General features: G+C 70.1%; 9 protein-coding genes. 7 read left to right on the top strand and 2 right to left on the bottom strand.

The window, feature by feature from the left end:
• The 7 genes from D7W79_RS29350 to D7W79_RS29320 form a co-directional block, all read left to right on the top strand.
• A partial coding sequence (locus D7W79_RS29350) for a DnaJ C-terminal domain-containing protein (RefSeq protein WP_276375519.1) occupies nucleotides 1–372 on the top strand: 372 nt, incomplete at its 5' end.
• A 79-nt stretch (nucleotides 373–451) separates the two neighbouring features.
• The gene (locus D7W79_RS29345) at nucleotides 452–1180 is read left to right on the top strand and encodes a HEAT repeat domain-containing protein (protein WP_120528685.1); all 729 of its coding nucleotides are present in this window, start codon (nucleotides 452–454) and stop codon (nucleotides 1178–1180) included.
• Nucleotides 1181–1305: 125 nt separating this feature from the next.
• A complete protein-coding gene (locus tag D7W79_RS29340) occupies nucleotides 1306–3024 on the top strand; it encodes a hybrid sensor histidine kinase/response regulator (RefSeq protein ID WP_216623287.1) in 1719 nt (572 codons plus the stop codon).
• A 74-nt stretch (nucleotides 3025–3098) separates the two neighbouring features.
• Nucleotides 3099–4820 carry an arginine--tRNA ligase gene (gene argS, locus D7W79_RS29335; protein ID WP_120528684.1) on the top strand — a complete coding sequence of 574 codons (1722 nt, stop codon included), beginning with the start codon at nucleotides 3099–3101 and terminating at the stop codon, nucleotides 4818–4820.
• 14 nt (nucleotides 4821–4834) lie between these two features.
• On the top strand, nucleotides 4835–7390 hold the full coding sequence (locus D7W79_RS29330) for a 1-acyl-sn-glycerol-3-phosphate acyltransferase (RefSeq protein WP_120528683.1): 2556 nt from the start codon (nucleotides 4835–4837) through the stop codon (nucleotides 7388–7390).
• Nucleotides 7391–7471: 81 nt separating this feature from the next.
• On the top strand, nucleotides 7472–8644 hold the full coding sequence (locus tag D7W79_RS29325; protein WP_244222030.1) for a type II CAAX endopeptidase family protein: 1173 nt from the start codon (nucleotides 7472–7474) through the stop codon (nucleotides 8642–8644).
• A 74-nt stretch (nucleotides 8645–8718) separates the two neighbouring features.
• Nucleotides 8719–10044 (top strand): aminotransferase-like domain-containing protein, encoded by a 1326-nt coding sequence (locus D7W79_RS29320; protein WP_120528682.1) that lies wholly within the window; start codon nucleotides 8719–8721, stop codon nucleotides 10042–10044.
• 33 nt (nucleotides 10045–10077) lie between these two features.
• Here D7W79_RS29320 and D7W79_RS29315 read toward each other — a convergent pair whose 3' ends face one another.
• Nucleotides 10078–10293 carry a DUF5818 domain-containing protein gene (locus tag D7W79_RS29315; protein ID WP_120528681.1) on the bottom strand — a complete coding sequence of 72 codons (216 nt, stop codon included), beginning with the start codon at nucleotides 10291–10293 and terminating at the stop codon, nucleotides 10078–10080.
• Nucleotides 10290–12107 carry a S8 family serine peptidase gene (locus tag D7W79_RS29310; RefSeq protein ID WP_120528680.1) on the bottom strand — a complete coding sequence of 606 codons (1818 nt, stop codon included), beginning with the start codon at nucleotides 12105–12107 and terminating at the stop codon, nucleotides 10290–10292. Before D7W79_RS29310 ends, D7W79_RS29315 begins: the two co-directional genes overlap by 4 nt.
• Nucleotides 12108–12266 lie beyond the last annotated feature (159 nt).

Below are 12266 nucleotides of genomic sequence, written 5' to 3'. Positions count from 1 at the left end.
ATCCAGGGGGGGCCTCCGGGGGACCTCTACATCGAGACGGAGGTGGCCGAGCACCCGCTGGTCCGCCGCGAGGGTGACGACCTCTACCTGGATCTGCCGGTGACGGTGTCCGAGGCGCTCCTGGGCGGCGAGGTGCGCGTGCCCACGTTCCAGGGTGAAGTCACCCTGAAGGTCCCGGCGGGTTCGCAGTCCGGCCGGAAGATGCGGCTCAAGGGACGTGGCGTCCCGTCGCTCCGGGGAGGGACCCCGGGCGACATGTACCTGCTGCTCCAGGTGAAGGTCCCCGAGGAGGCCACGGACGAGGTCCGGGCCGCCGCGGAGACGCTGGCGCGGGCCTACCGGGGCGACGTGCGCCGGGAGCTGTCGTTGTAGTCGTCTTGCCTCTTGTCCTGGAAGGCGCACCGTCCTACATGGCGCCTCCACCTTCCGAATCCGGAGCGGGTACGTACCTATGGGTCTCTTCGATTTCCTCACGGGCGGCTCGGGCCCCGAAAAAGCCCTCAAGCTCAAGTCCAAGGTGACCCAGAAGTACGGGGAGCCGTCCACGCGGCAGAAGGCCCTGCAGCAGCTGGGGGAGATGAAGTACCCCGAGGCCGTCACGGTGCTGCTCAGCCGGTTCACCATCACCGTGGACCCGCTCACCACCGACGCGGACGAGAAGGAGCACACCTTCGAGCTCATCAAGCACTTCGGCCAGGACGCCGTCGCGCCGGTGAGCGCCTTCCTCAAGACGAGTGACCAGGCCACGTCCTGGGCGCTGCGCATCCTCCAGGAGCTGCTCTCCGAGGACGCGCTCATGGGCGTCATCACCGACACCTTCCAGCACCTGTCCTCCCGCTACACGCGCGACCCGGAGAAGAAGGTCGTGCTGCTGCACCACGTGCTGGGCAAGCAGGACCCGCGCGTGGCGCCGGCCGTCCTCCCCTTCCTGGAGGACATGTCCGACGACGTGAAGATCGCGGCCATCAACGTCCTGGGGCCCCTGAAGTACGAGCCGGCGCGCGAGCCCCTTCTCCAGCTGCTCACCAACGAGGACACCGCGCGCCGCGTGCAGACCGTGGCGCTGGCGGCCCTGGCGGAGAGCGGCTTCGGCGTGCAGGGCTACCAGGAGAAGGTGCAGGCCGCCCTCGTGGAGCCCTACAGCCTGGACAAGGACGGCCGCATCCAGCGCCGGCCGTGAGCAGGCGCACGAGCTGCCCTGGGATGTAGGCCCCGGCCGCCGGGGCTGGGGGCTGTCGGACACCTGACACGCTCGGCGTTGGTGGAAGGCGCCGGGCTCTGGTGAGGTTCCCTCCCACGCGTGACATGAAGCAGGATTCACGCGTGCCATCGAAGAAGAAGGGTCCGCAGCTCGCAGAGGTGGTCCAGCTGCGCCCCGCCACCACCGCGAAGAAGGCTCCCCCGAAGCGGACGGCCAAGCCGCCTCCGCCCGTGGACACCGACACCGCCGCCCAGGCGTTGCTGGAGATGGGCCGGCAGCTCACCGACAACGCGGGCCCCACCGAGGCCCTGCGCGCGCAGCTGCAGACACTCCACACGCTGCTCAAGCCGAAGGTCTGCTACGTCGCGCGCCACTTCCCGTCGCGCAACCAGCTGCACGTGGAGCACGTGCGCGGACGCTACGACGAGCGCGTCACCGCCGCCGTCCCGGGCGAGGGCGTGGTGGGCCGGTGCTTCACCGACAAGGTGCTCCTGCGCGAGGACGACACCGTCGCCGTGCCCCTGGAAGGACCGCAGGGCGTGACGGGCGTGCTGGTGGTGCTGGGCGCGCGAAGGAAGGCGTCCGATGTCCTGATGCAGTCGCTGGCGTCGCAGCTCACCGCCGCCTACGAGGTGGCCCGGCTGCGCGACGACAGCGCCCGGCGCAACAAGGACCTGCAGACGGCCATCGCGGGCCTCAAGAGCCTGGAGCAGAACCGCGAGGAGCTGCTCGGCAACGTGTCCCATGACTTGAAGAACCCGCTCACCACCATCAAGGCCTACCTGGCCATGCTGGGCCGGGAGAAGCTGGGCGCGCTGACGGACGGCCAGCGCCGCGCGGTGCAGATCTGCGACCGCAACGCGGACCGGCTGCTGCAGCAGGTGAACGACCTGGTGCTGATGTCCCGGCTGTCGTCCGGGAAGATGCAGCTCAACCAGCGCCCCTTCGGCCTCAAGGCCGTGGCGGAAGAGGTGGTGCGGGGGCTGGGCGCCGTCGCGGAGCACAGCCGCGTGCGCGTCGTCATTCCCCCCTGCCCGGAGGTGTTCGTCCGCGGCGACCGCGAGCGCATCTCCGAGGCCATCCACAACCTCGTGGAGAACGGCATCCACCACAGCGAGACGGACGACGTCGTCGAGGTGAGCGTGTCGTCCAGCGAGGGCCTGGGCATCCTCACCGTGAAGGACTCCGGCCAGGGCATGACGGCCGAGGCGCTGGAGCACGTCTTCGACTCGTTCTACCGCGCGCAGCCGGGCATGCCTCGTCCGCCGGGCGCGGGCCTGGGCCTGCCGCTCGTCGCGAAGATCGTCGCGCTGCACGGCGGCCGCGTGGACGCATCCAGCGTGCTGGGCGAGGGCAGCACGTTCCAGATGGTCCTGCCCCTGTTCGCGAGCGCCGTGAGCGCCCCGGACGTGAACCAGGCCGCGCCCAAGGCGGGCGGCATCCTCCTGGTGGAGGACGACGTGGACTGCCGCGAGGTGCTGGAACAGGTGCTGGAGCAGGAGGGCTACCGGGTCATGGCCACGTCCGGCGCCGCCGAGGCTCGCTCCATCCTGTCCCACATCCGGCCGGCCATGGTGCTGCTGGACCTGCGGCTGTCGGGGGAGGACGGACGCTCCGTGCTCCACTACATCCGCACCACGGAGTCGCTGGCGGACGTGGTCGTCTACATCATCTCCGGCGCGAGCGACGTTGCGTCCCTCACCTCGGGTGAAGGCCCGGACCGCATCGACGGGTACTTCGAGAAGCCGCTGAAGCTGCCCAAGCTGCTGGACACCGTGGCCTCGGTGGTCCGTCCCAAGAGCCGCGGCCCCGCCGTGACCTGAAAGACGCTCCGGCGCCTTCCCCACAGAAGAGGTGGCTGGAAGGCGCCCCGCCTTGGGTAGTATCCGCGCGGTCCATGAGCACTTCCGTCTATAGCCGCTACCGCGCAGCGTTCGCCCAGGCCCTGGCCGGGGCCCTGGGTGTCCCCGCCGCCGACATCGAGCCCCAGGTCAAGCCCGCGGACCCCGCGCACGGCGACCTGAGCTTCGCCACCTTCCCCCTCGCCAAGGCGCAGAAGAAGGCGCCTCCCGCCATCGCCGCGCAGCTCGCGCAGACGCTCCAGGTCCCGGGCCTGGAGGTGAAGGCTGTGGGCCCGTACGTCAACGCGCGCTTCCTTCCCCTCCCCTTCACCCAGGAGGTCATCGACGGCGTGCGTCTGGCCGGCGTGGCGTACGGCAGCGACGCGGAGGACGGCAAGGGCAAGACGGTGGTCATCGACTACTCGTCGCCCAACATCGCCAAGCCCATTGGCTTCCACCACATCCGCACCACGTTCCTGGGCCACTGCATCGCGAACCTGTACCGCGCGCTGGGCTGGCGCGTGGAGGGCATCAACTACCTGGGTGACTGGGGCAAGCAGTTCGGCCTGGTGGCCGTGGGCTTCCAGGAGTACGGCGACCCGGCGCGCATCGACGACATGGCGCACCTGGTCCAGGTGTACGTCCAGGCCAACAAGCGCGCGGGCGAGGACCCCGCCTTCGACGAGAAGGCCCGCGAGTTCTTCCGCCGCATGGAGGCCAACGAGCCGGATGCGATGAAGCTCTGGAACCAGTTCCGGGAGACGAGCCTCAAGGGCTTCAAGCGCGTCTACGCGCGCATGGGCATCGACTTCGAGCACATCGAGGGTGAGAGCCGCTACCAGGGCAAGATGGACGCGGTCATTGATCAGATCGCGAAGAAGCCCGGCACGAAGGAGTCCCAGGGCGCCATCATCGTGGACATGCCCTACGCGGACGGCGAGCCGCCCGTGCTCCTCAAGAAGAACGACGGCAGCACGCTCTACGCCACGCGCGACCTGGCCGCCGCCGAGGACCGCTACGCGCGCTTCAACTTCGACAAGTCGCTCTATGTCGTCGCGCAGGACCAGGCGCTGCACTTCCGCCAGGTGTTCCGCACCCTGAAGGAGATGGGCCAGCCGTGGGCGGATAAGTGCGTGCACGTGCCGTTCGGCCGCATCCACGGCATGAGCACGCGCAAGGGCCAGGTGGTGGAGCTGGATCAGGTCCTGGACGAGGCGAAGGAGCGCGTGCTCCAGCGCGTGAAGGAGAACGTCGCGCAGGGCAACCTGGAGACGACGGACGCGGACGCGCTGTCGGAGCAGATCGGCCTGGGCGCCATCGTCTTCGGCGACCTGAAGCACAACCGCGCCAGCGACTACACGTTCGACTGGGACGAGGTGACGAGCCTGGAGGGGCACACGGGGCCCTATCTCCAGTACGCGCACGCCCGGAGCGCGAACGTGCTGCGCAAGGGCGGCGGCGTGCCCACGGCGTACGACCCGTCGCTACTCACGCTCCCGGAGGAGCAGGCCCTGGTGCGCGAGCTGATGCGGCTGCCGGACACGGTGAAGGCGGCGGCGGAGCAGTACGAGCCCAGCCTCGTGGCGCGGCTGCTTTTGGACGTGGCAGCGGCGTACAGCCGCTACTACACGGCCGGTAACAAGGACCGCGACAAGCGCATCCTCGTGGAGGGGAATGACGCGATGCGCGCGGCCCGGTTGGCGCTCACGGACGCAACGCGAATCACGCTGGCGGCGGGGCTCACCTTGCTGGGCATCCCGACGCCGGAAAACATGTAGCCTGGGGGGCTGCGATGGACACCGCGCTGGCGCACGCCGCGACGCAAGGAGAGGCCTTGAAGGAGGAATTCGGTCCCATGTCCCGGGTGCTCGGGGCACGGTACTTCGACGGGGTGCATTTCCCCCCCGAGGCCGAGAATGAGCTGCGCGCGCTCAGCGCTCGGGGCTTCGTGGTGCACGTCATGCGCACCACCGCGTGGATCAACTTCCTCTACATCGCGTGGGCCATGGTCCGCCGGGCCATGCCGCCCATCCGCGCGGTGGTGAACCTGCGTCCGTGGTTCACCAAGCCCTGGCGCCAGACGGCGCAGGGCGGCGCGGTGGAGGAGCGCTTCCGCTACGCCCGCGAGCAGGGCGGCAGCGGCCTGGTGTTCCTGCGCCGCACGGCGCTCCTGCACGCGTCCGGCAAGGAGACGCGCGAGGATCCCTTCCCCGAGCTGGTCCGGCTGGCGCGCGGCTCCGAGCGGCCGGTGTTCCTGGTGCCGGAGCTGTTCGTCTGGGAGAAGCGCGCCGCGAAGCTCAAGCCGGGCTGGCGCGACGTGGTGTTCGGAAGCCCCGAGGCGCCGGGCTTCGTGCACTCCATGGTGGCCTTCTTCCGCAACTACAAGCGCGCGCAGTTCCGCGTGGGGGAGCCCATCGACCTGCGCCGCTTCATCGAGGAGAACCCGGGCGTCAGCGACGAGGTGCTGGCGCGCAAGGTGCGCAGCACGCTGCACGTGTACCTGGCGCGTGAGACGCGCGCGGTGTTCGGCCCGCCGCAGAAGCCGACGGACCGGCTCATCGAGGAGACGCTGCGCGACCGGCAGCTGCGCAAGGTGCTGGACGAGCACGCCGCCGCCACCGGCCGCAGGCCCGCGAGCGTGCAGCGCGAGGCGAAGCGCAACCTGGAGGCCATCGCGTCCAGGCCCAACCCGTCCGTGCTGGCGCTCATCGCGCCGATGCTGGAGTGGGTGTTCAACCGCATCTACGACGGCATCGGCGTGGATGAGGCGGGCCTGCACCGCGCGCTCAAGGCCGCGGGCAAGGCGCCGGTGGTGCTCTGCCCCAGCCACAAGAGCCACGTGGACTACCTGGTGATGAGCTGGGTGCTCTGGAACCGGGGCTACACCGCGCCGCTGGTCGCCGCGGGCGCGAACCTGTCCTTCTGGCCCCTGGGCCCGCTGTTCCGCCGCTGCGGCGCGTTCTTCCTGCGCCGGTCGTTCAAGGGCGACAAGGTCTACGCCGCGTCCTTCAAGGCGTACATCAAGAAGCTGGTGCACGACGGCATCCACCAGGAGTTCTTCCCCGAGGGTGGCCGCTCGCGCACGGGCAAGCTGCTCACGCCCAAGCTGGGCATGCTCACGTGGCAGGTGGAGGCGGTGCTGGACGGTGCGCGCAACGACCTCTACTTCGTGCCCGTCTCCATCGACTACGAGAAGGTCGTGGAGTCCGGCAGCTACTCCAAGGAGCTGGCCGGCGGGGAGAAGAAGCCGGAGGACCTGAAGGCGCTCTTGAGCGCGCCCAAGGTGCTGGCGGCGCGCTACGGCCGCATCCACCTCACCTTCGACGAGCCGCTGTCGCTGGTGGAGTTCATGAAGGCGCGTGGCCTGTCGCCGCAGGAGCCGGTGACGGACGAGCAGAAGAAGGGCCTGGTGCGCGCGCTGGGCAACCGCGTGATGTATGGCATCAGCAAGGTGTCCACCGTCACGCCGCACGCGCTGGTGAGCGCGTCGCTGCTGGCCCACCGCCGCCGCGGCCTCACCCAGCGCGAGCTCACGGACCGGATCAGCCTCCTGCGCCGCATCGCCTCCGAGGACGGCGCGCGGCTGTCCAAGGAGCTGGCCAACGCGCCCAGCAACCCGGAGACGCTGGGCCCCATCCAGGACGCGATGCGCGAGTTCATCTCCGACGAGATGGTGCGCACCAAGGAGGCGCGTGGCGAGGTCAGCTACCAGGTGGAGGACTCGCGCCGCCCGGAGATGTCCTTCTACAAGAACACGCTGATGAACCTGGTGGCCGCGCGCAGCCTGGTGGCCAACGCGCTGCTCGCGGGCACGCCCGCGCCGTACGACACCGTGAAGGCGCGCGCGCTGTTCCTGTCGCGCCTCTTCAAGGTGGAGTTCATCTACCGGGTGGGCGCGTCGTTCGACACCATCTTCGCCGAGTGCGTGGAGCAGCTCGTGCGCATGGGCCTGGTCATCCACGAGGGCGACATGCTCACGCGCGCGCCGGAGGCCCACGCGCAGCCGGACCTGGAGTTCCTCGCGGACCTGCTGCGCGACTTCCTGGAGGCCTACCTGCTGACCGCCATGACGTTGCCGGACGTGGCCGCGGGCGTGGCCACCGACCGCAAGACGTTCGTCAAGCTGGCGCTGGAGACCGGGCGCCTCGAGTACAACGCCGGGCGCATCACCGCCGCCGAGTCGCTGGCGAAGACGACGCTGGAGAACGCGGTGGAGTACCTGTTGGATCAGCGCATCCTCGTGGAAGAGGACAAGAAGCTGCGGCTGGGAGACCCGGCCGCGGCGGCGGAGCTGCCCCGAAAGAACCCGCTCGCGGAGCAAATCCGCGGCTATCTCCACCGGGCCTGAGCAGCTCCGTCAGCGCCTCGAAGCGAACGCGGCACCCCACCCCTCTTCCGCCTGGCGGAAGGGGGGGCAGGAGACGACACGGTGGATGAAGCCTCCCCTTCCAGCGACCCGCGGCCGGCGGAGAGCCCCGCGCCGCTGTCGCCGCCCCACCCCGCGCTCGCCGCGGCCCTGGCCTTCGGCCTCTTCGTAACGCTGGGGGCACTGACCCAGCTGCTCAACCCCGCCTTCGGCGTGTGGTTCACGGAGGCCTTCCTCTTCCTGGGCCTCGCGTGGATCATGCTGCGCCGCTCGGGGTACCGGCCCGCCGCGTACGTGGGCCTCACTCCGTTCCTGGGCCCCGCCGCGCTGTTCGGCTTCCTGCTGGGCGTGGCCAACTTCTTCGCCGTAGTGGTGCCCGTGCAGTTCCTCGCGCAGCGGGTGGCCCCCGCATGGCTGCGCGAGCTGTTCGACGCCTCGCGCCTCTTCGAGGGCCAGACGCCCGTGGAGCTGGCGCTGCTGCTGGGCGGCGTGTCCGTGGCCGCGCCGCTGTGCGAGGAGTTCTTCTTCCGCGGCCTCTTCCAGCGCTCCCTGACACCGCCGGCTCCGGCCTCGCCGTGGCGCGCGCTGATCATCACGTCGGTGGTGTTCAGCGCGTTCCACCTGGATCCGGTGGGCTTCCTCGCGCGAGCGGAGCTGGGGCTGCTGTTCGGCTGGCTCTTCCTGCGCACCGGCTCGCTGTGGCCGGGCATCGCGGCGCACGCGGCCAACAACATCGTGTCGTCGGTGCTATTCCTCGTCGCCACGCACTCGGGGCTCGCGAAGGACGGGGCGACGGACGACGTGACGGACTGGCGCGCCGTGCTGGGGCTGGCGCTCGTGGGATGGACGGGGCTGCTGGGCCTGCGCGCCGCGTCCCGGCACTTCCCCGCGGTCTGGGGACGCGGAACGATGCCCGATGAAGAGGCGGTGCGCGCCACGAAGCCCGTGCCCCTCTTCGCGCTGCAGCTGCTGCCCTGGGTGGTGGCGGCCACGCTGTCCCTGGTGACCTTGGGACTGGTGGATGGGCGCGGCGTGTCCCTGAGCGTCTACGACGTCCAGCACCCGGTGGAGCCGCTGGGCAAGGACGCGGATCCAGCGCTGCAGGCCGAGCGCAAGGCCCTGCGACAGCTTCGCGACGCCGTGCGCAAGGGCGAGGTGCCCATGGAGGCCTACGAGGAGGAGCGGCTCCGGCAGTCGGAGAAGGATGCCCCCGGCAAGGGCAAGCCCCTCCGCTGAGGGCTGGACGGAGGCGATTCCCAGGGGGGGCCCTGGCACGGGTGGGCCGGGATTTCCTATCTTCCACGTCCGCCATGCTGACGCCTGATCTGCTGCACGCTTCGCTGACCGATCCGCTCCTGGACGTGATGAACTTCCTGAACGAGATCGCGCTCCGCTTCCCGGAAGCCATCTCCTTCGCGCCCGGCAGGCCGAACGAGAAGTTCTACGACTCCCGGCAGATCGCCACGTACCTGGACGCCTACCAGCGCTACCTGCGCGAGGAGCGGGGCCTCAGCGAGGCGAAGATCACCAGCCTCCTGTTCCAGTACGGCCGGACCAACGGCCACATTGGAGAGCTGCTCGCGCGGATGCTGGAGAAGGACGAGGGCATCCGCGTGGCGCCGGAGTCCATCGTCGTCACCGTCGGTTGCCAGGAGGGCATGTTCCTCTCCCTGCGCGCGCTGTTCTCCCAGCCGGAGGACGTGCTGCTGGTGGGCATGCCCTGCTACATCGGCATCACCGGCGCGGCGCGGCTGCTGGACATCGCGGTCGCCGCGGTGCCGGAGCGTGAGGACGGGCTGGACCTGGACGCGCTCGAGGCGAAGGTCCTGGCCCTGCGCGCGGAGGGCAAGCGGCCCCGCGCGCTCTACCTCGTCGCGGACTTCGCCAACCCGTCCGGACGCAGCCTCCCGGAGGCGTCACGCCAGCGCCTGCTGGACCTCGCCGCGCGCGAGCAGTTCCTCATCCTGGAGGACAACCCCTACGGCTTCTTCTCGCGCGAGGGCGCGCGCAAGCCCACCCTCAAGGCGATGGATACGCGCCAGCAGGTCATCTACCTGGGCTCGTTCTCCAAGTCCGCGTTCCCCGGCCTGCGCCTGGGCTACGCCGTGGTGGATCAACGCGTCACCGGCACGGACGGCACGACGCACCTGCTCGCGGACGAGTTCTCCAAGATCAAGAGCCTGCTGACCGTGAACACGTCATCGCTGTGCCAGGCCATCGTCGGCGGCATGCTGGTGCTGAACGACGGCGGGCTGCTGGAGGCGAACCAGGAGGCCATCCGCTTCTACAAGAACAACATGGACGCGACGCTCCAGGCGCTGGCGCGCTCCTTCCCCAGGAGCGAGGCCTGGGCGCGCGACGTGACGTGGAACGTGCCGGACGGGGGCTTCTTCCTCGTCATGAAGCTGCCCATCGAAGTGGACGAGGCGCTGCTGGAGGAGTCCGCGCGCGACTTCCAGGTCCTCTGGACGCCCATGCGCTACTTCTACCTGGGCGAAGGCGGCGAGCACGAGCTGCGGCTGTCGTGCAGCTACCTCACGCCGGAGCAGATCGACGTGGGCATCTCCCGCCTGGCCCGCCACCTCCAGAAGGCCGTGACGGAGCGGCAGTCCGCGCGGCGGGCCCTCGCGGGGTGAGGCCCTCGAGGGACGCTCACCCCGGGCGCCTCTTCAGTCCGCCTTGTACGAGGTGACGTGAAACACCGGCCCCACCATGGCGGCGGTGACGGTGTCGCGTTGGATGTTGCCCTCGGCGGAGATGCGCTGACCGTCCTTCTTGATCTTCCGGTCGCCGCCCGCCAGCTGGTACGTCCGGCCGTCGTCGGCCTTCAGGACCCACACGCCGCCCTCCAGGTCCTGGTACTGCACCGTGCCGGAGAGCTTCACGCGTCCTCCCGCTTGAGCATCGCGCGAGCGATGACGAGGCACACCACCGTGTTGAAGCCCAGCCACGGCTTCGCCAGGAAGGTGAAGGGCATCCACGCCAGCGCCGGAGCGCCCGCCCACGCCGCGTAGGCCAGGAAGCCCGCGAAGCCCAGCGCCAGGCCGCCCACCGCCGGCCGGAAGCCGCGCCACGGGATGGCCAGCAGCGACAGCCCCAGGGGGATGAGCGCGCTGTAGAACAGCGGGTTCACCGTGCCGCGGCCGAAGATGATGCGCTGCCAGTCCGGGATGGGCAGCGACGCCACGCTCACCACGTCCTGGGCCGTGCCCGCCGCGCCCGCGAACCAGGTGCGCAGGAAGAAGAAGCCCACCGTGGAGAGGACCAGCGGCACGAGGAACGCCGGGCGGAAGAACACGTTGAGGTAGCCCGGGCGCTCGCGGCCGCGCAACGTGAGCAGCACCAGCGCGAGCAGCGCCGCGGCCCAGGCCAGCGGCTGCCAGTGGGGAGAAGCGCCCTTGTTGAAGGCCTGCAGCGACGCGCTGGCGTTGAGGACGCCGTGGCCGTACTCCTCCGACCAGGCCTGGTTCTCCGTCGCCTTCGCGCCGGCGTAGAGCGCCTGCTCCACCTCGTCCGGCGTGGTGGCGCCCGCGCCGTAGAGCATGGCGGCGACGGCGGCCACGTGCGGGGCGGCCATGCTGGTGCCCTGGTACCAGGCGTAGATGGAGCGCGACGGGTCGCGCGGGTCGATGGTGTTCTGCAGGATGCCGCCGGAGTCGCCCTGGCGCTTGTCACCACCGGGCGCCGCGATGTCCAGTTCCTTGCCGTAGGACGAGTACGGCGCGCGCGTGCCGGACGGGCCCACCGCGCTCACCGCCACCGCGCCGGGGTACGCCGCGGGGAACTCCACCCGGCCACGCCCGGTGTTGCCCGCCGCGGCCACCACGGTGACGCCCTTCTTGCGCGCGTACTCCACCGCGCTGGCCATGACCTGCGAGTACAGGCCCCCGCCCAGCGACATGTTGATGACCTTCGCGTCGTGGTCCGCCGCGAAGCGGATGGCGTCCGCGATGTCCGCGGAGGTGCCGCTGCCGAAGTGGTTCAGCACCTTGAGGGGCATCAGCGTCGCGTCGAACGCCACGCCCGCCACGCCCTCGCCGTTGTTCGTGGCCTGCGCGATGGTGCCCGCCACGTGCGTGCCGTGGCCGTGGTCGTCGTTGGCGTGCTCGTCGTCGTTGACGAAGTCATAGCCCTTCACGAACGACACGCCCTTGAGGTCCGGCACCTGCTTGAAGTCGTCGTGGTCCTCGTAGGCGATGCCCGTGTCGATGACCGCCACCACCACGCCCTTGCCCCGGTTGCCGTCCCAGGCCTTCGGCATGTCGATCATCCGGAGGTTCCACTGGGCTTCGTACTGGGGGTCGTTCGGCGTGTAGCTGGTGCGCACCTGCATCAGCGGCTCGGCGGACTCCACCGCCGGGTTCTGGCGGACGCGCTGGAGCACGTCCTCCACGTCGTCCACGCCCACCGCCAGCGTGACGCCCGTTTGAGGACCCTCCAGGGAGTTGAACTCCAGGTCCACGCCCCACTCCTGCTCCCAGGCGTCGAACTGTTCCTTCGTGGTGCCGTCCTTGAAGTCCACCACGATGGCGCCGGACACCACGTCATCCGAGCCCTCCGCCACCGCCTGGGCCACCTCCGCCTCCGCGGCCGCCAGGTCCTGCCCGGCCGGGGCCTCCGGCTCCCGCGACGCGGAAGCACACGCCGAGGCCGACAGGGCCAGCGCCGCGAGAACCACGTTCCATCGCCTCATCCGCATCGGGACACTCCTTGAACGAAGACGCCTCGAAGACCCACTACGAACGCACGGCGGGACGATTGGGTCTGCCTTCACAGTCTGTCCGCCCCCCGGCCGGCCGTGCAAGGCGCCGGGGATGAAGAAACGTGAAGAAGTCCAACGGTTTGCACGCCCCCGCCC

The sequence above is a fragment of the Corallococcus exercitus genome (assembly GCF_003611585.1).
GTDB classification, from domain to species: domain Bacteria; phylum Myxococcota; class Myxococcia; order Myxococcales; family Myxococcaceae; genus Corallococcus; species Corallococcus exercitus.
The sequence above is the reverse complement of the archived record's forward strand: the minus strand, read 5'-3'. Positions and strand labels throughout refer to the sequence as shown.